Source organism: Bradyrhizobium sp. B120 (assembly GCF_049075665.1).
Lineage (GTDB): Bacteria > Pseudomonadota > Alphaproteobacteria > Rhizobiales > Xanthobacteraceae > Bradyrhizobium.
Window position 1 is genome coordinate 1,086,097 of record NZ_CP185242.1, and the last position, 17,648, is coordinate 1,103,744.

General features: G+C 65.4%; 23 protein-coding genes. 18 read left to right on the top strand and 5 right to left on the bottom strand.

From position 1 onward, the window contains the following. Positions 1–74: 74 nt before the first annotated feature. Positions 75–1,829 (bottom strand): methyl-accepting chemotaxis protein, encoded by a 1,755-nt coding sequence (locus ACOIX3_RS05140; RefSeq protein WP_420968708.1) that lies wholly within the window; start codon positions 1,827–1,829, stop codon positions 75–77. A gap of 236 nt (positions 1,830–2,065) precedes the next feature. On the opposite strand from ACOIX3_RS05140, the gene ACOIX3_RS05145 reads away from it, so the two are divergent. From ACOIX3_RS05145 to ACOIX3_RS05180, 8 genes are all read left to right on the top strand, one after another. Continuing rightward, positions 2,066–2,812 (top strand): YebC/PmpR family DNA-binding transcriptional regulator, encoded by a 747-nt coding sequence (locus ACOIX3_RS05145; RefSeq protein WP_420968709.1) that lies wholly within the window; start codon positions 2,066–2,068, stop codon positions 2,810–2,812. A 213-nt stretch (positions 2,813–3,025) separates the two neighbouring features. After that, entirely contained in the window at positions 3,026–3,553 is a 528-nt protein-coding gene (ruvC, locus tag ACOIX3_RS05150; RefSeq protein WP_420968710.1) for a crossover junction endodeoxyribonuclease RuvC, read from the top strand. Next, the gene (ruvA, locus tag ACOIX3_RS05155) at positions 3,550–4,167 is read left to right on the top strand and encodes a Holliday junction branch migration protein RuvA (RefSeq protein ID WP_229170503.1); all 618 of its coding nucleotides are present in this window, start codon (positions 3,550–3,552) and stop codon (positions 4,165–4,167) included. The genes ruvC and ruvA overlap by 4 nt, the downstream gene beginning before the upstream one ends. A gap of 193 nt (positions 4,168–4,360) precedes the next feature. Beyond that, on the top strand, positions 4,361–5,410 hold the full coding sequence (gene ruvB, locus ACOIX3_RS05160) for a Holliday junction branch migration DNA helicase RuvB (protein ID WP_212313983.1): 1,050 nt from the start codon (positions 4,361–4,363) through the stop codon (positions 5,408–5,410). A 194-nt stretch (positions 5,411–5,604) separates the two neighbouring features. Then, on the top strand, positions 5,605–6,522 hold the full coding sequence (locus tag ACOIX3_RS05165; protein WP_420968711.1) for a metallophosphoesterase: 918 nt from the start codon (positions 5,605–5,607) through the stop codon (positions 6,520–6,522). Positions 6,523–6,590: 68 nt separating this feature from the next. Beyond that, positions 6,591–7,040 (top strand): tol-pal system-associated acyl-CoA thioesterase, encoded by a 450-nt coding sequence (gene ybgC / locus ACOIX3_RS05170; protein WP_420968712.1) that lies wholly within the window; start codon positions 6,591–6,593, stop codon positions 7,038–7,040. Between the two features lie 86 nt (positions 7,041–7,126). Beyond that, positions 7,127–7,594: a DUF1348 family protein gene (locus tag ACOIX3_RS05175; protein WP_097676708.1), complete on the top strand. Its 468-nt coding sequence runs from the start codon at positions 7,127–7,129 to the stop codon at positions 7,592–7,594. Between the two features lie 232 nt (positions 7,595–7,826). Then, a complete protein-coding gene (locus tag ACOIX3_RS05180) occupies positions 7,827–8,303 on the top strand; it encodes a hypothetical protein (RefSeq protein ID WP_420968713.1) in 477 nt (158 codons plus the stop codon). An 85-nt stretch (positions 8,304–8,388) separates the two neighbouring features. Here ACOIX3_RS05180 and ACOIX3_RS05185 read toward each other — a convergent pair whose 3' ends face one another. Then, the gene (locus ACOIX3_RS05185; protein ID WP_420968715.1) at positions 8,389–9,033 is read right to left on the bottom strand and encodes a glutathione binding-like protein; all 645 of its coding nucleotides are present in this window, start codon (positions 9,031–9,033) and stop codon (positions 8,389–8,391) included. A gap of 97 nt (positions 9,034–9,130) precedes the next feature. On the opposite strand from ACOIX3_RS05185, the gene ACOIX3_RS05190 reads away from it, so the two are divergent. The 4 genes from ACOIX3_RS05190 to ACOIX3_RS05205 all read left to right on the top strand — a co-directional run bounded on the left by ACOIX3_RS05190 (position 9,131) and on the right by ACOIX3_RS05205 (position 11,507). Further along, positions 9,131–9,790: a TetR/AcrR family transcriptional regulator gene (locus ACOIX3_RS05190; protein WP_420968716.1), complete on the top strand. Its 660-nt coding sequence runs from the start codon at positions 9,131–9,133 to the stop codon at positions 9,788–9,790. Between the two features lie 91 nt (positions 9,791–9,881). Then, the gene (locus ACOIX3_RS05195; protein ID WP_420968718.1) at positions 9,882–10,532 is read left to right on the top strand and encodes a dihydrofolate reductase family protein; all 651 of its coding nucleotides are present in this window, start codon (positions 9,882–9,884) and stop codon (positions 10,530–10,532) included. Between the two features lie 98 nt (positions 10,533–10,630). Then, complete coding sequence (locus tag ACOIX3_RS05200; protein WP_420968719.1) at positions 10,631–11,035, top strand: ArsR/SmtB family transcription factor; 405 nt, start codon at positions 10,631–10,633, stop codon at positions 11,033–11,035. Then, positions 11,028–11,507, top strand: a complete 480-nt coding sequence (locus ACOIX3_RS05205) for an SRPBCC domain-containing protein (RefSeq protein ID WP_420968720.1) — start codon at positions 11,028–11,030, stop codon at positions 11,505–11,507. Before ACOIX3_RS05200 ends, ACOIX3_RS05205 begins: the two co-directional genes overlap by 8 nt. 180 nt (positions 11,508–11,687) lie before the next feature. Here ACOIX3_RS05205 and ACOIX3_RS05210 read toward each other — a convergent pair whose 3' ends face one another. After that, a complete protein-coding gene (locus ACOIX3_RS05210; protein WP_420968721.1) occupies positions 11,688–12,653 on the bottom strand; it encodes a 2-hydroxyacid dehydrogenase in 966 nt (321 codons plus the stop codon). Between the two features lie 89 nt (positions 12,654–12,742). Between ACOIX3_RS05210 and ACOIX3_RS05215 the strand changes: the two genes are divergently transcribed. The 6 genes from ACOIX3_RS05215 to ACOIX3_RS05240 all read left to right on the top strand — a co-directional run bounded on the left by ACOIX3_RS05215 (position 12,743) and on the right by ACOIX3_RS05240 (position 16,535). Beyond that, positions 12,743–13,030, top strand: coding sequence for a hypothetical protein (locus tag ACOIX3_RS05215; protein WP_420968722.1), 288 nt, complete (start codon positions 12,743–12,745; stop codon positions 13,028–13,030). A gap of 189 nt (positions 13,031–13,219) precedes the next feature. Continuing rightward, a complete protein-coding gene (locus ACOIX3_RS05220; RefSeq protein WP_157347862.1) occupies positions 13,220–13,588 on the top strand; it encodes a YciI family protein in 369 nt (122 codons plus the stop codon). Further along, the gene (locus ACOIX3_RS05225) at positions 13,585–14,862 is read left to right on the top strand and encodes an RNA polymerase sigma factor (protein ID WP_420968723.1); all 1,278 of its coding nucleotides are present in this window, start codon (positions 13,585–13,587) and stop codon (positions 14,860–14,862) included. The genes ACOIX3_RS05220 and ACOIX3_RS05225 overlap by 4 nt, the downstream gene beginning before the upstream one ends. 200 nt (positions 14,863–15,062) lie before the next feature. Beyond that, entirely contained in the window at positions 15,063–15,473 is a 411-nt protein-coding gene (locus tag ACOIX3_RS05230) for a DoxX family protein (RefSeq protein WP_176533584.1), read from the top strand. Positions 15,474–15,507: 34 nt separating this feature from the next. Then, positions 15,508–16,044: an SRPBCC family protein gene (locus tag ACOIX3_RS05235; protein ID WP_420968724.1), complete on the top strand. Its 537-nt coding sequence runs from the start codon at positions 15,508–15,510 to the stop codon at positions 16,042–16,044. 80 nt (positions 16,045–16,124) lie between these two features. Beyond that, complete coding sequence (locus ACOIX3_RS05240; RefSeq protein WP_420968725.1) at positions 16,125–16,535, top strand: VOC family protein; 411 nt, start codon at positions 16,125–16,127, stop codon at positions 16,533–16,535. A gap of 237 nt (positions 16,536–16,772) precedes the next feature. Here ACOIX3_RS05240 and ACOIX3_RS05245 read toward each other — a convergent pair whose 3' ends face one another. Together ACOIX3_RS05245 and ACOIX3_RS05250 are read right to left on the bottom strand one after the other, a co-directional pair. Next, positions 16,773–17,195, bottom strand: coding sequence for a hypothetical protein (locus ACOIX3_RS05245; protein ID WP_420968726.1), 423 nt, complete (start codon positions 17,193–17,195; stop codon positions 16,773–16,775). 115 nt (positions 17,196–17,310) lie between these two features. Beyond that, positions 17,311–17,601 (bottom strand): hypothetical protein, encoded by a 291-nt coding sequence (locus ACOIX3_RS05250; protein WP_016842535.1) that lies wholly within the window; start codon positions 17,599–17,601, stop codon positions 17,311–17,313. Positions 17,602–17,648: the final 47 nt, after the last annotated feature.

The following is a 17,648-nucleotide window of genomic DNA, read 5'->3' on the forward strand; positions in this document are numbered from 1 at the left end:
GCGCAATCCGGGGTTCCCGTCCGCGGGTACATTGGTCCCGGATTACGCTTCGCTGCATCCGGGCTACGAAGTCATTAGAGCTTGTACGCGGTGCGAAACGCGCCCCAGTGCCGGCCACCCACGCGGATCGGCACGTCGATCTCGCGCATCATCACGGTGGTGCCGTTGCCCATGTCGCGCGCGTAGCTTTGAACCAGATAGGCGCGCTCATTATGCGCGGCGGCGAGGCCCGCGGGATCGTTGAAGACACGGCGATTGCGGCAATTGGCGGTGTTGTAGGCGACGTCGCCCGGCCGCTGCGGCTGCGAGTAGATCTTGTTGTGGACCGGCAGATAGCCGTTCCGGTCGACCGTCGCGCAGAACGCCAGGCGCTTGTCCTTGGCGAGGAACGCCTCGAGCAGAGTGGGCAGCGCGCGATCCGCCCAATCCAGCATCCTGGTCCGATACTGCACCGGGTTGGTGCCTGATATCTCGACATAGTCGGTGTCGAACATGTCAGCGATCGTGATCGCGCCGCTTGCCAGTCCGTCCTCGAAGAGCTTGCTCAGCGTGCGGCCGGCTTCCATCGCGCGGGTGACGAGTTCGGCGTTCTCCTCGTGGATCGCCCACATCCGGTCTTCGATCTTCTCGCGCAGTTCGGCGGACGCCGCCTCGAAGCGCGCCTGGCTGCCTGCCTTGGAGCGGTCGCCGATCCTGATCCGGCAGGCGCCGATATCCTGCAACGTCGCGGTCAGGGTCTCATGGGTCGGCAGCCTCTCGGCATCGGGCCCGCCGATCAGGATGCCGTCCATCGCGATCTCGTAGACCGGCGCGGTGATCATGCCGCGCGCGGTCGTGATCTCGATTGTGAGGCTGCAGGGCAGGCGCTCGTTCTTGCGCGGATCGCCGCGCTCGTCCTGGCGCAGCAGTACCGCGCAGCGCGCCTTCAGCTTCTGGGCGAAGCCGGTCACCGCCTTGCCGGCCTTCGCGACGTTGTCGCCATGCGCGGCAGCTTCGCGCGTTGCCGAATCGATCTCGCCGGCGCTGGTGCCGACCGAGACGATGAAGTGGGAGGCGGAGGCCGCGTTCTGGCCCATCTCGCCGGTGATCTGGTTCTGCTCGGCAACCGCGCCGTTGACGTTCTCGAACACCGGCCGGATCTTTTCGATCGCCTGCGAGATGCGGTGGACGGCGTCCGCCGATCCGGTGGCATCCTTCTGCAGTGCCTCGATCTTGCGCGTGATCTCTTCGGTTGCGCTCTGGGTCTGCACTGCGAGCGCCTTGACCTCGGTGGCGACCACCGCAAAGCCCTTGCCGGCCGCGCCGGCGCGCGCAGCTTCAATGGTCGAGTTGAGCGCGAGCAGCGTGGTCTGCCGCGCGATCTGCGCGATCAGATTGACGACATTGCCGATCGCCGCCGAGGATTCGCGCAAGCGATCGACATTGACCGTTGCCTCGCGCGCCGCTGCTGCGGCATCGTCGGCGAGCTGGCTCGCGCTGCGCACCTGGGCGCCGATGCCTTCGGCGGAGTGGGTGAAACGGTCGGCGGCTTCCGAGAACGTCGTCGCGGTGCTCTGCGCATCGCTGCTGCGGCCGGTCAGTGCGTCGGTGCGGGCGCGGATGGTCGCGAGCTTGGCGGCCGTCGCCTCGGCGCCGTCGGCCACCGAGCCTGCGGCACGCTCGAGCTGGCGGATCATCGCGCCGAGCTCCAGTTCCAGCAATTCCAGGATCTCCCTGGACGAATCCTTGGCCGAATCAGTCTCGGTCGAGGCTTCAGCCGCGGCGGCCACGCTTGGAACCTGCGGCGCAGCCGGCTCCGGCACTTGCTTTCGAAACAAACCGAACGCCATGGGGGCTCTGTGGGGCTGTTGGAAGTTGGCTTGGTAGTTGCCTTGGAAAGTTGCGGCAGGACGGGGTGATCCTCGCATCCGGGCATGAAGTCATGGTTAACAAGTGCCTCATATTCCGGCTTGCGGTAGTATTCCCGCGCCGGACGGCCCCTGCCGACCTTTGATTTTGACCGCCAGGGGCCTATAAGGCCGCGTTTTCCACCCCTGTTCAGATCCTACGCTCGAAGAGACGTCGCATGGCCGGCCATTCCCAATTCAAGAACATCATGCACCGCAAGGGCCGGCAGGATGCCCAGAAGTCGAAGCTTTTCGGCAAGCTGGCCCGCGAAATCACCGTGGCGGCCAAGCTCGGCACCCCGGACCCGGCGATGAATCCGCGGCTGCGCGCCGCCGTGGTCGCCGCCCGCGCCGAGAATATGCCGAAGGACAATATCGACCGTGCCATCAAGAAGGCGATCGGCGGTGAGGGCGAGAACTATGACGAGATCCGCTACGAGGGCTATGGCCCCGGCGGCGTCGCCGTGATCGTCGAGGCGCTGACCGACAACCGCAACCGCGCCGCCTCCGACATCCGCTCCTTCTTCACCAAGTCGGGCGGCAATCTCGGCGAAACCGGTTCGGTCGCCTTCATGTTCGACCGCACCGGCATCATCGAATACGACGCCAAGGTCGCCTCCGACGATGCCATGCTGGATGCCGCGATCGAGGCCGGCGCCGACGACGTGGTCTCGAGCGAAGCCGGTCACGAGGTCTACGCCTCGCAGGACACCTTCCGCGAAGTCGCAAAGGCGCTGGAGGCGAAGTTCGGCGAGCCGCGCAAGGCGGCGCTGACCTGGAAGCCGCAAAACACCGTCGCAGTCGACGACGAGACCGGCGAAAAGCTGCTGAAGCTGATGGACCTGCTCAACGAGCACGACGACGTGCAGAACGTGTACGCCAATTTCGAGGTATCCGACGCGCTGCTCGCGAAGATGGGCGGCTGACGCAGCTCTCGTGTCCCGGACGCGGCGCAGCGCGTAAGCGGTGCGCTGCAGAGCCGGGACCCATGTCTCTGCATGCGAAGAAGATAGATAGGCCCCGGTTCAGCGCCGCATCACTTCGTGCTGCGCCGCGCCCGGGGCACGAACGCCCGCTTTCCCGGGTATGATGGCGGCGTTTGTGTTTCGTTCTCGCAGGCTAGGCGGTATCACTACCCCATGACATCGCAGCCGATTCGCTCTCCCGTCCGCATCATCGGTATCGACCCGGGTCTCCGCCGCACCGGCTGGGGCGTGATCGAGACCGAAGGCAACCGTCTGGTCTATGTCGGCTGCGGTTCGGTCGAGCCGCCGGACGATCTGCCGCTGGCGAGCCGGCTGCTCGCAATCCATGAGGGGCTGGCCGCCGTGCTCGGCGACTACAGGCCGGCGGAGGCGGCGGTCGAGCAGACCTTCGTCAACAAGGACGGCGTTGCCACGCTGAAGCTCGGCCAGGCCCGCGGCGTCGCCATGCTGGCGCCCGCAATGTTCGGTATCTCGGTCGCCGAATACGCGCCGAACCAGGTCAAGAAGACCGTGGTCGGCGCCGGACATGCCGAGAAGAACCAGATCCAGGTGATGCTGAAGATCCTGCTGCCGAAAGCCGAGCCGCCGTCCGCCGACGCCGCCGACGCGCTCGCGATTGCGATCACCCACGCCCATCACCGTCAGAGCATCGCGCTGCGCCTCAGGGTGGCGAACCTATGATCGGCAAGCTCAAGGGCCTGATCGATTCCTACGGCGAGGATTACGTGATCCTCGACGTCGGCGGCGTCGGTTATCAGGTGCATTGCGCGAGCCGCACGTTGCAGGCGCTGCCACAGCCGGGCGGGGCGGCCGTGCTTTCGATCGAGACCTATGTCCGCGAGGACCAGATCAAGCTGTTCGGCTTCCGCTCAGATCTCGAGCGCGAATGGTTTCGTCTGTTGCAGACCGTGCAGGGTGTCGGCGCCAAGGTCGCGCTCGCGGTGCTCAGCACGTTGCCGCCGACCGATCTCGCCAACGCTATCGCGTTGCGCGACAAGGCGGCGGTGGCGCGGACGCCCGGTGTCGGGCCGAAGGTCGCCGAGCGCATCGTCAGCGAATTGAAGGACAAGGCGCCGGGCTTTGCCGATGTCGATCCCGCGGTGGTGCAATTGTCAGGCGCGATCGACAACAATCGCGCGCCACGCCCGGTCACCGACGCGATCTCAGCGTTGGTCAATCTCGGCTACGGCCAGCCGCAGGCCGCCGCCGCCATCGCCGCCGCCTCGCGCAGCGCCGGTGAGAAGGCCGAGACCGCGCAGCTGATCCGGCTGGGGCTTAAGGAATTGTCGAAGTGAACCTGCGCTCGATATCGTGCATCATTCGCGCTGGGCGCGTCACTGCGTTCCCTCCCCCCTTGTGGGGGAGGGTTAGGGAGGGGGGTGCCGCGGCGGCAGTCTTCGTGTGGGCCCCCTTCCCCAACCCCTCCCCACAAGGGGGAGGGGAGCCTAACCACCACCGACGCGGCTTGCGTTGTACTGGTCTGCGAACATGAACACGCCCTCGCGCATCGTTACGCCCGAACGCCGCTCCGACGATGTCGGCGACACCGCGCTGCGTCCGCAGTCGCTGACGGAGTTCGTCGGCCAGGCCCAGGCGCGCAAGAATCTCTCGATCTTCATCGAAGCCGCCAAGAAGCGCGGCGAGGCGCTCGATCACGTGCTGTTCGTCGGTCCTCCGGGCCTCGGCAAGACCACGCTGGCGCAGATCGTCGCGCGCGAGCTCGGTGTCGGCTTTCGTGCCACCTCCGGCCCTGTGATCGCGAAGGCCGGCGACCTTGCGGCGCTGCTCACCAATCTGGAAGAGCGCGACGTGCTGTTCATCGACGAGATCCATCGCCTGAGCCCGGCGGTCGAGGAAGTGCTCTATCCCGCGATGGAGGATTTTCAGCTCGATTTGATCATCGGCGAAGGCCCTGCGGCGCGCTCGGTGAAGATCGAGCTGTCGAAATTCACCCTGGTCGGCGCGACCACGCGCGCAGGCCTGCTCACCAATCCGCTGCGCGATCGCTTCGGCATTCCGATCCGGCTCAATTTCTACACCGTGGAAGAGCTGGAGAAGATCGTCACCCGCGGCGCCCGCGTGCTCAACATCGGCATGAGCCCCGATGGCGCCAACGAGATCGCGCGCCGCGCCCGCGGCACGCCGCGCATCGCCGGCCGCCTCTTGCGCCGCGTGCGCGACTTTGCCTCCGCGGCCGATGCCGACGCCATCGATCGCGGCATCGCCGACCGGGCGCTGAGCGCGCTCGAGGTCGACAGCGCCGGCCTTGATGCGATGGACCGGCGCTATCTCACCACCATCGCCTTGAACTATGGCGGCGGTCCGGTCGGCGTCGAGACCATGGCGGCGGCGCTGTCGGAGCCGCGCGATGCGATCGAGGACATCATCGAGCCCTATCTGATCCAGTGCGGCTATTTGCAGCGCACCCCGCGCGGAAGACTGCTGACCTCGCATGCCTTCCGCCATCTCGGCCTCGCCGAGCCGAACCGCGATCCCTCGCAGTTCGGCCTGTTCGGCGGCAATGGCGACGAGGATTGAGGCACGCGCTCTCGAAGACGTGAACAGACGTGTTGACGCAGTGCATCGCGCCGCGCGGTAACCTTGCGCGCTAACCATTGCGACGTCTCTGCAGGCCGTCTGCACAAACGCGGCCCAATTTCGCTCCAATCAAAGGGCCTATGATCGTTTGGAGCGTCTTCCCGGAAGCGCCAGGCATCACCGATCAAGCGTCCATGATTTCACGTCGACATTTTCTGCGCACCGCCGGCGGATTGACCGCCGCCACCGCCTCGACCGCGGCCTATGGCCTGAGCGAGCCGGTCGTCCGCCTCACGCTGACGCGCTACGATCTGTCGCCGCGGCAATGGCCTTCGGATTTTCCGCTCAAGATCGCCGCGCTCGCCGACATTCACGCTTGCGATCCCTGGATGTCGCTCGATCGCATCGCTGAGATCGTCGAGCGCACCAACGCGCTGAACCCCGACATCATCGTGCTGCTCGGCGACTATGTCGCGGGGTTGCGCCACGTCACCCGCTTCATTCCGGCCTCCGAATGGGCTGCGGTGCTGAAGGATTTGAAGGCGCCGCTCGGCGTGCATGCCGTGCTCGGCAATCACGATTATTGGGAAGACAAGACGGTGCAGCGCCTGGGGCAGGGCACACCCGTCGCGCGCCGTGCGCTGGAGCGCGCCGGCATTCCGGTCTACGAGAACGATGCGGTGCGGCTCACCAAGGATAACCGTCCGTTCTGGCTCGCCGGCCTCGGCGATCAGCTCGCCTATCTGCCGGCGCGGCGTTATCGCGAGGTCCGGCGTATCGGCGTCGACGATCTCAACGCGACGCTTGCAAAAGTCACCGACGACGCGCCGGTGATCCTGCTCGCGCACGAGCCCGACGTCGCGCTCCGCGTGCCCTCGCGCGTCGCGCTGCAACTGTCCGGCCACACCCATGGCGGCCAGATCCGGCTGCTCGGCTGGTCGCCGGCGGTGCCGGTGAAGCACGGCATGCGGCTCGCCTATGGCCACATCAAGCTGAAATGCGACGTTGTCGTCTCTGGCGGCCTCGGCTGCAGCATCATGCCGTTCCGCCTCGGCGTGCCGCCCGAGATCGTGCAGGTCACGCTCGGCGCAAAGGGGCCGGTGGTGTCCTGATCGCGCTTGCGTGATCGCGCAATTTGCGCAAAACGATTGTTCTCACGAGGGCAATCGAGGGGCCGCAATTGACCTTACCCCATATCGACGGCGCGATCCGCGATGGCCGACATCATATGCAGGTCCGTGTCTATTACGAGGACACCGATTTTTCCGGCATCGTCTATCACGCCAATTATTTGCGCTTCATGGAGCGCGGGCGCACCAATCATCTCCGATTGATGGGCGCCGAACAGAACGCGCTGTTCGAGGAGGCGCAGGAGGAGACCGGCGGCTTCGCCTTCGTGGTGCGCTCGATGACGCTGGACTTCCTGAAGCCCGCGCGGATGGACGACATGCTCGACGTCGTGACCTGGCCGATTACGGTGAAGGGCGCCTCCATCATGCTCGCGCAGGAGGTCAGGCGCGGCGATGACGTGCTTGTGAAGGCGCAGGTGCGCGTCGCCTTCGTCAGTCAGGGCCGGGCACAGCCGATTCCGAAGTCCATCCGCGCGCTGATGAAGGCCGATCTGGCCTAGCTATCGGGCGATAGGAAACGCCCCATCGACTCTTCATCCAGCGACGATAGATTTGCGCGTGACAAAACAACCGCGAGGGATCGCCGATGTCACGCCCGCCACTGCCGCCCTTTACCCGCGAGACCGCCGCGCAGAAGGCGCGCATGGCGGAAGATGCCTGGAATTCGCGCGATCCGGTTCGGGTTGCCGGCGCCTATACCGAGGACAGCCGCTGGCGCAATCGCGCCGAGGTGTTTCAGGGGCGCGAGGCGATCGTGGCCTTCCTGACCCGCAAATGGGAAAAGGAGCGGGAGTATCGCCTGATCAAGGATCTCTGGGCGTTCGACGGCAACCGCATCGCGGTGCGCTTCCAGTACGAATGGCACGACGCCGGCGGCAACTGGTTTCGCTCCTACGGCAACGAGCAGTGGGAGTTCGATGAGCACGGCCTGATGCGCCGGCGCGAGGCCTCGATCAACGACATCGCGATCGCAGAGAAAGACCGCCGCTTCCACTGGCCCGCGCCGGGCCCGCGTCCGGCCGATGTGCCTGGGCTAGGGCAAGAGCCGTTCTGATCGCCGCGTAGCCCGGATGGAGCCAACGGGTCGCGCGAATGCGCGCCCGATGACAGGCTCCGCGAAATCCGGGGCAGTCTCTGATGCGGTGAGATCGATCCCGGATTGCGCTTCGCTCCATCCGGGCTACGGGTCGTTGTGGAGACTCATCGAAAGCGGTTGCGCGTGTCGATGAGGGTTGGTCTATGCTGGTCGGCGATTGCAACCTCACCGCGTCCGCCGGATCCACCACATGCCAATTGAACGTTCTGCCGCCTTCGCGCTCGCAGGCTTCCTCCTTGCGACTGCCCTCATTCTTGCCCAGCCCGCGGCTGCGCAGAGCAACGCGGACCATTCCGCAAAATGGGGGGCGCTGTTTCGCACTCAGGTCGCCAAGTGTTGGCGTAAACCTGCCCCCGTTGGGGACGAGGCAGCGAACATAAAGTTGGTTCTCGAGATTAAGCTGACGCGCGAGGGCTCGCTGGCGGAGCAACCGTCGGTGTCGTCGCAGAACAGTCCGGCCGTGTCAGACTACTCCCGGGCATATCGCAAGAGCGCGCTGCAAGCGATCACGCTCTGCCAGCCATATTCCTTGCCGGCCGAATATTACGATGAATGGAAATACTTCATGCCGGTGTTTCTTGAGATGCCGTCCCCTCCCGGCGGGAAGGGGAAGCCTGCAGCCGGGGAGCTCGATAAGCGGAAGCTTTCGATTTGCCGAGGCTGCTGACGTAACAGCAGGCAGCGCATGCGGAAGCAGCCCCTCACCCCAACCCTCTCCCCGTGAAGAACGGGGGAGAGGGGGCGCAGTGTGCTTACGCCGCCGCCTTGTGGCGGGCGATCTCGGCCTTGTAGAGCTCGAACTCTTCCGCGACCGCCTTCGCGACCGACGGCCTCGTGCGCAGGCGTTCGTAATACGCCTTTAGCGCCGGCCATTTCGCGAGCTCGATCGGCGGCGTCGCCATGGTCCAGTTGATGACCGTGACGAGATAGGCGTCGGCGACGCTGAAATGATCCAGCAAATACTCGCGGCCCTTCAGGTGGTCCTCGACATGGTCGAGCCGCGACACGTACTTCTCCAGCGCGTAGGTCTTGGCGTCGGGCGGCGCCTTCTTGTCGAGCAGCGGCAGGAACAGGCCCTTGTGCAGCTCGGTGCCGATGAAGCACAGCCATTGATGCAGCTTTGAACGCTCGGCGTTCGACGCGGTGCCGAGGCCGGCGCGCGGGAACTGGTCGGCGACATATTGCAGGATCGCCGCGTTCTCGGTCAGCACGACGCCGTCGTCGGTGCGCAGCGTCGGCACCAGGCCGAGCGGGTTGACCTTGTTGAAGTCGGAGCCGTCGTTGCGCACCTGCTTGGTCTTCGGATCGACCTCGAGATAGTTGGCCGGCTGGCCGGCTTCATAGAGCGCGACGCGGGTCGCCATCGAGCAGGCGAGCGGCGAGAAATAAAGATCCATGGTGCCTCCTTGGGGCGTCTGGCGCGGGTGTCCCGGCCGTTGTTGATTTTTGTACTGTCTTGGATAATATTGAGGGCGTCAAGGAATTAAATGCGAAATGGTACAAAAAAGTAAGAGGCCGCCAGCTGCTGCCAAAATCGAGGCTCCGGTCGCGCCGAAGCGCCGCGGGCGGCCGCGCGCCTATGAGCCCGAGGTCGCGCTCGGCAAGGCGCTCGATCTGTTCCGCCGCGACGGCTTTGCCGCGACCTCGCTCGACGATCTCAGTGCTGCGACCGGCATGAACCGGCCGAGCCTCTATGGCGCATTCGGCGACAAGCGCGAGCTCTACATCAAGAGCTACCAGCGCTACCGGGACGACGCGCGCGCGGCGATGGTCGACATCTTCCGCGCCGAGGCGCCGCTGCGCGAGCGGCTGGAGCGCATCTATCGGATCGCGCTCGACATCTATCTCTCCGGCGAGTCCGGCCCGCGCGGCTGCTTCACGGTGATGACCGCGGCGTCCGAGGCGGTGTCGGATCCGGGTATCCGCACCATGGTGGTGGAGGGACTGACCGAGCTCGACAAGGCGTTCGGCATCTGCTTCCGCCATGCCAAGGAGCGCGGCGAGCTGCCTGAGGGCGCCGATCCGGCGTCGCTGGCGCATCTTGCCTCCGCCACCGTCCACACCATCGCGATCCGTGCCCGCGCCCGCGTGCCGCGCGGGGAACTCGAGGTGATCGTCAAGGGTGCCCTCGACGTGCTGTGCGCGGCCAAATAGAAGCGGCAAAGTTTCTTCGGCAGCAAATGTCGGGTGCTGTTCTTCCCGCCCGTCTTCCGTATGGTCTCTCAACCTACGGAAGTGGAATATCATGGGAAAAGTCAGGACTTCGGCATTCTCGGTCTCGATCGACGGATTTGGCGCCGCGCCACGGCAGAGCCTCGAAAATCCATTCGGCGAAGGTGGCATGGCGCTGCCAGGCTGGTTCCTCCAGACGCGAACGTTTCGCCAGACCTTCGGCCAGGATGGCGGCAGCACCGGGCTCGATGACGAGATTGCGCGCAAAGCGATGGAAAATATCGGTGCCTGGATTCTGGGCCGCAACATGTTCGGCCCGATCCGCGGGCCGTGGCCGGATCATGCGTGGAAGGGCTGGTGGGGCGCCAATCCGCCGTATCACACGCCGGTCTATGTGCTGACCCATCACGCACGGCCTGACATCGAGATGGAAGGCGGCACCACGTTTCATTTCGTGACCGACGGCATTCACGCCGCGCTCGAGCGGGCGCGCGCCGTTGCGGGGGACAAGGACATCCGGGTGGGTGGCGGCGTGTCGCTGGTGCGCCAATTCCTTCAGGCACGCCTGCTCGACGAGGTGCAACTGGCGCTGTCGCCGGTGCTGCTCGGCGCCGGCGAAAATCTGTTCGCAGGCATTGATCTGCCCGCGCTCGGATATGCCGTCGTCTCGCATGTCGCGAGCCCGAACGCCACCCACGTCACTTTCGCGCGCAAGACATCCTGAACGGTTCACACCCGCGTCAGCGGCCAAAATTGGCCGTTGACGCGACCGCCGTTCGGTCGTATTTAACCCATAGGTTATTTAACCCATGGGCTAAATACATGTCGCTCGATCCCCTCACTTCGACCTTCGCCGCGCTGGCCGATCCGACCCGGCGCGCGATCCTGGCGCGGCTCGCGCTCGGTGAGACCTCGGTGATGGAGCTGGCAAAGCCGTTCGACATGAGCCTGCCGGCGATCTCCAAGCACCTGAAGGTGCTGGAGCATGCCGGGTTGATCTCGCGCGGGCGCGAGGCGCAGTGGCGGCCGTGCCGCATCGCGCCCTCTTCGTTCAAGCAGGTCGACGGCTGGCTCGGGAATTTCCGCCGCTTCTGGGACGAGAGCTTCAACCGCCTCGACGGCCTGCTCGAGGAGATGAAGGCGGAGGAGGCCGCGAAGGCCCCGCCGCACACCACCCGTAAAGTCAGAGTAAAGAAGGAGAAGCAACGTGGACGCACGCGTGGATAAGACGCTGAGGATCACCACCCCGTCGGATTTCGAGTTCGCCATGACGCGCCAGTTCGACGCGCCGCGGCGCTTCGTGTTCGACGCCATGACCAAGCCCGAATACGTCGTGCGCTGGCTCGGCTGCGAGCAGCTCGCAATGCCGGTGTGCGAGATCGACCTGCGCGTCGGCGGCGCCTATCGGTTCGTGTTCCGGTCGTCCGACGGCGTCGAGCACATCCTCACCGGCACCTATCGCGAAGTGGTGCGCCCGGAGCGGCTGGCATTCGGTGAGATCTTTGCGATGCCGGGCTTCACCAGCGACGAATATCTGGTCATCTCGACCTTCGTCGAGGAAGGCGGCACGACCACGCTGACGACCACCATTCGCCATCCCACCAAGGAGGCGCGTGACGGTCATCTCAATTCCGGCATCGACAAGGGCGTCGAGCCAGCCTACGACCGGCTCGCGGAGGTCGTGGCCGAGATGGGGTGAGGCTGCGGCCGAGAGTTGCGCTTCGCCGGCGAAGCGCTGCTCCATCAACGTGGTCGTCCCTGCGAAAGCAGGGACCCATACCCCGCGGCCGGTGTAGTGAAACAGACTCGTCGTTCCACTATCGCGCGTCAATAAGCATCGGTGGTTATGGGTCCCTGCTTTCGCAGGGACGACACTGCCTCAATACCCCCGCGTGCGATCGACCAGGTTCTCCAACGCGCCGCCTTGCTCGAAACGCGCGATCTGCTGCGCGACGTATTTCGAGATCTCGTCGGCGTCGGTGTCGGCGGCGTTGTGCGGCGTCAGCACCACCTTCGGATGGCTCCAGAACGGGCTCGCCTCGGGCAGCGGCTCGGTCTCGAAGACGTCGAGCGAGGCGGCGCCCAGCGTGCCGTCGTCGAGCGCGCGCAAAATGTCTGCTTCGTTCTGCAATCCTCCGCGGCCGGCATTGATGATGACGGGCGCGCCGAACGGGCTGGTGCGGTTCAGTTTCGCGAACGCGTCGCGGTTCAGCACGTGACGGGTATCGGGCGTCAGCGGCAGCAGGCAGACCAGGATGTTGGTCTCGCGCAGGAACGCGTCCAGTCCCTCAGTGCCGTGGTGGCAGGCGATGCCGTCGATCCGCTTCTCGCTGCGGCTCCAGCCGACGACGCGGAAGCCGAGCGCCCGGAGTGCTTTTGCCGAGGCCGCGCCAAGCGTGCCGAGCCCCATCACGCCGACGGTGATCGCGCTTGCCGCCCATTGATAGTCCGGCGCCCAGCGCCTCAATCGTTGCGACTCCCGCAGATAGAGCTCCTGGCGGTGATGCATCAGCACATGCAGCACGACATATTCGGTCATGCGGTCGGTGAGATCGCCGACCGCGACCCGCACCAGCGGCACGTCGGGCAGCGAGCGGTCGGCCATCAGCGCGTCGACGCCGGCGCCGAGGTTGAAGATGACGCGCAGATTCTTGAACGCTGCGAGCTCGCCCGGCTGCGGCTTCCACACCGCGGCATAGTGCACCTCGGCGGGATCGAGCGCGCCGTCCGGCAGCAGCACCACGGGGCGGTCCGGGCAGACCGTGTCGAACCGCGCTTTCCAGCGCGCCGACGACCAGTTTTCCGAGCCGCCATTGATCAGCAGCGCCAGTGCGCCCTTACCCATCCGGATACCTCCAATTTCAATGTGATTGACATCACAGAGCGAGCTTGGCCCGCTCCCTAGTCTCCTGCCATCAACCGGGGAGAACTTCCATGCGCAAGCTGATCCTGATCGCGGCTTTCATCGCAGCCACCGCCACCGCCGCTCACGCTGGCCAGAGCCGAGGCCTCGTGCTCGCAAACGCCGATGCACCCGCGCAGGCGCAACCGGCCGTTGCGCCCGCTGCGGCCGAGGTCCAGCCGGCCCCGTCGCAGGCGCAGCCGGCGGAGCCTTCGGGGCAGCAAGCCTCCCGGCCAACGAACAGGAGCTACGCCAACCGCCGGGAGAGCGATGAAGCCAAGGCGCGCCGGATCGCCGCCCGTTACGGCGTCTATTGGTGATCGCAGCATCGTCGTTGCGGCGATGACCTGACACGCGGTCGCTGTGGCCTCAGCCTTCAGTCTGCCGCGGCGCGCCATGAAGCGTCGGCCAAATCCTTCGCCGACATCCGGAACTTAAATTTCTTTCGCTCCGTCTGTCGGCAGCGGGCATAATCGTTCGTTCTTGCAATGAACGGAGATGCCTTTTCGATGCTGTACGCCATCCTCTGCTATCATGACGAAGACATGGTCGGTTCCTGGAGCAAGGAGCACGACGCCTCGGTCATGCAGAAATTGTCGGTCGTGCAGGACAAGCTCGCCAAGCAGGGCCGGCTCGGCCCGGTGGCGCGGTTGCTGCCGACCACCGCGGCGACCACGCTGCGCAAGGAAAACCCGCCGCTGGTGCTGGACGGCCCGTTCGCCGAAACCAAGGAGCAGCTGCTCGGCTTCTATCTGGTCGAGGGCAAGAATCTCGACGAGGTGCTCGACATCGCGCGCGACCTCGGCGAGGCCAATCCCGGCGGCACCTATGAGATCCGCCCGGTCGGCTACTTCAATCAGGGGGGCACGAAGGCGTGAGCATGACCGACACCGCCTGGATCGATGCCGCGCTGACGTCGGCGCGTCCCCAGGCGGTTGGCGCGCTGCTGCGCTACTTCCGCAATCTCGATACCGCCGAGGAGGCCTTCCAGAATGCCTGCCTGCGGGCGCTGAAGAGCTGGCCGCAGAACGGCCCGCCGCGCGATCCCGCGGCGTGGCTGATCATGGTCGGCCGCAATGTCGCGATCGACGACATCAGGCGCGGCAAGAAGCAGGAGGCGTTGCCCGACGACGACCAGGCGATCTCCGACCTCGGCGACGCCGAGGAGGAGCTCGCCGAGCGGCTCGACGGCTCGCATTACCGCGACGACATCCTGCGGCTGTTGTTCATCTGCTGCCACAAGGACCTGCCGGCAACCCAGCAGATCGCGCTCGCGCTGCGCATCGTCTCCGGCCTGTCGGTGAAGCAGATCGCGCGCGCCTTCCTGGTCTCGGAAGCCGCGATGGAGCAGCGCATCACCCGGGCCAAGACGCGCGTCGCCGACGCCAATGTGCCGTTCGAGACGCCGGGCGCGGTCGAGCGCAGCGAGCGGCTCGTCTCGGTGGCCGCGATGATCTATCTGATCTTCAACGAGGGTTATTCGGCGAGCGGCGACACCGCGCAAATCCGCTCGCCGCTGTGCGAGGAGGCGATTCGCCTCGCCCGCCTGCTGCTGCGGCTGTTCCAGAGCGAGCCGGAGATCATGGGGCTGACAGCGCTGTTGCTGTTGCAGCATGCCCGCGCCGCCGCGCGGTTCGACACCGATGGCGCGGTGATCCTGCTCGACGACCAGGACCGCAGCCTCTGGAACCAGAAGCTGATCGCCGAAGGTCTCGCGCTAATCGACAAGGCGATGCGCCATCGCCGCAGCGGGCCCTATCAGGTGCAGGCCGCGATCGCCGCACTGCACGCCCGTGCGGAAAAGCCCGAGGATACCGACTGGACCCAGATCGACCTGCTCTATGGCGCGCTCGAGATCATGCAGCCGTCGCCGGTGATCACACTCAACCGCGCCGTTGCAGTCTCCAAGGTGAAGGGGCCGGAAGCCGCGCTCGAGATGATCGAGCCGTTGGCGCCGCGGCTTTCCAATTACTTCCATTATTTCGGCGTGCGCGGCGCCTTCCTGATGCAGCTCGGCCGCAACGAGGAGGCCCGCGTCACCTTCGACCGGGCCATCGCGCTCGCCAACACCACCGCCGAAGCCGCCCATATCCGCATGCATATCGACCGCCTGATGCGCGACAGCCAGCCGCGCAACGTGAAGGCGAAGTAGTCCCCCAACATTGCTGCTCGTCATGCCCGGCCTTGTGCCGGGCATCCACGTCTTTGGATGCCGCAAAAAAGGAAGACGTGGATGGCCGGGACGAGCCCGGCCATGACGAATCTCAAAAAATCTTCACCGTCCTTGTCGGTCCAGTACCCCTCCGTTCGTCATGAAGGCAGAGAGCATCACCAAGCGTTACGGAGCCCGCCATGCCGACGATCGTCGACACCGAAGTCTCAAAGCCCGCCCGCATCACCGGCCGCGTCATGAGCGGCGTGGTCATTCTTTTCCTGTTGTTCGATGGCGCCATCAAGCTGCTGCCATTGCCTGTCGTCACCGAGACCATGGACAAGATGGGCTTTGGTGCGAGCGATACGTTGGCGCGCAGCCTCGGCATCATCACCATCGTCTGCACGCTGCTGTACTCGGTGCCGCCGACCTCGATCCTCGGCGCCATCCTGCTCACCGGCTATCTCGGCGGTGCGATCGCGTCCCATGTGCGGATCGGCAGCCCGCTGTTCAGCCACACCCTGTTCGGGCTCTATCTCGGCCTCATGGTGTGGGGCGGGCTCTATCTGCGCGACGGCAATCTGCGCGCGCTGCTTCCGTTCCGCCGCTGAGCTATCTTCTCAATTCATCTGCCTGGAGACCATCATGTTCGAGACCATTGCCATCATCGCCGTCATCCTCGCGGTCGCGATTGCCGTCATCCTCGTCCTCGCGGCGACCAAGCCGAGCACGTTCCGCGTCACGCGTGCGACCAGCATCAATGCGCCGGCCGAGCGGATCTTTCCGCTGATCGACGATTTCCGGCAGTGGACGGTGTGGTCGCCGTACGAGAACCGGGATCCGGCCATGAAGCGCAGCTATGACGGCGCCGGGCGCGGGCAGGGGGCGGTCTATGCCTGGGACGGCAACAAGAATGTCGGCACCGGCCGCATGGAGATCCTGCAATCGTCCGCGCCGTCGAAGGTCGTCATCAAGCTCGACTTCCTCAAGCCGTTCGAGGGCCACAACACGGCCGAGTTCACAATGCTGCCGCAGGGAGATGCGACCAGCGTCACATGGACCATGTATGGTCCGGCCGTCTTCATGTCGAAGGTGATGCAGGTGTTCATGAACCTGGATCACATGATCGGCAAGGATTTCGAGGTCGGTCTCGCCAATCTGAAGAAGCTGACTGAAAAATAGCGAGCGTTTTCGAGCGAAGTGGTTTCCGGTTCGCCTGAAGAAAGCGCGTCAAAACGAGAATCTAACCCAGGGAGCATGTGATGCAGGTCAACCCCTATCTCTCCTACGACGGCAATTGCGGCACCGCGCTGAACTTCTACCAGAAGGTTCTCGGTGCGCGGATCGAGGAAAGCTATCCCTACGGCGAGGGCAATCCTGAGATGCAGACGCCGCCCGGCTGGAAGGACAAGATCATGCACGCCAGGGTCTCGATCGACGGCGAGATCATCATGGCCTCCGACGCCCCGCCCGGCCACTTCCAGAAGCCGCAAGGGTTTCACGTCTCGCTACAGGTCGAGGATCCCACGGAGGCCGCGAGCCGCTTCAAGGCGCTGTCCGAAGGCGGCACGGTCACCATGCCTTTCGGCAAGACCTTCTTCTCCAACGGTTTCGGCATGTGCGTCGATCAGTTCGGCATCCCCTGGATGGTGAACTGCCCGCAGCAGATGTAGGTCGCGAGCAACCCGATTGGACCGTCATCCTGAGGTGGCCGCTCCTTCAGCAGCCCTCTAAGGATCGACGGCCCAGCTGTTGCGACTGCAGGCTGAGCCATCCGGGCCGTGCATCCTTCGAGGCTCGCCCAGCGGCGCAATTGCGCCGCAAGGCTCGCACCTCAGGATGACGGGTTTGGGATCGCAGCGTGGGCATGGCGCAGACGTGCCTTTGCCCACATTACAAGCTGCAAATTCTCACCTGCACCGCGGATAGATCGCGGCGAGCTCGCGGCCGCGCAGCAGCAGCAGGCGTGAGGTCAGGCCGCCGCGGCGCACGATCCAGCCGCGCACCGGCGCCGGATAGGCCTCCAGCACCGCCTCGGATGCTTCCGGCTCCGCATAGGTCCGGCCGCGCCGGTCGATCGAGCGCGCGGCGTGGAAGCCGAGCACGGCGCGCCGCGTCACGCAGATGCGATCGCCCGGCACCGTCGAGAGCACCAGCGTGCAGGCCGACAGGCACGGCCCGTCGATCACCACGCGCTCACCGGACTCGCGCACCTTGTCGAACAGGTCGATGAACGGGCCGACCTGCCCGCCGGGGCTGGCAAGGATGCGGACGTCGGCTTGTGCACAGCCAATCGTTGCGCAGAAGGCTGCCGCCGCGACAAACATTTTCATCAGCGCAATCCCTGCCGACGATGCGGTCGAGGTCTCGCCGCATCCGAAGCCGCAAGGCTCGCGCCGGAATGGGGCATCGTCAAGACCGATGCCCCTTTCGCGATGACAGGCGGGCTCAGGCTGCCCGGTTCTTGAGCGCGCCCACGATCGCCGTGAGCACTGCGCCGGCAACGCCGCCGCCGGCGACCTGTCCGATGATGCTGCCGATGTCAGGCGTCGCGCCGGAATTGGCGAGCAGCGGAATCAGCATGCCCAGAAGCTGTCCGCCCGCGCCGCCGCCGATGGCGCCCGCGATGGTGTTTCCGAGCGTGCCGAGATCGATGTTCTTGGCCGCTCCGGCGGCGACATTGCCGCCGACGGCTCCGCTGATGACTTGAATGATCAGATTGATGAGGACTCCCGACATGACGCGATTTCTCCCCGGTATCTGGTTCAGCATGGCTGAGACGCCGG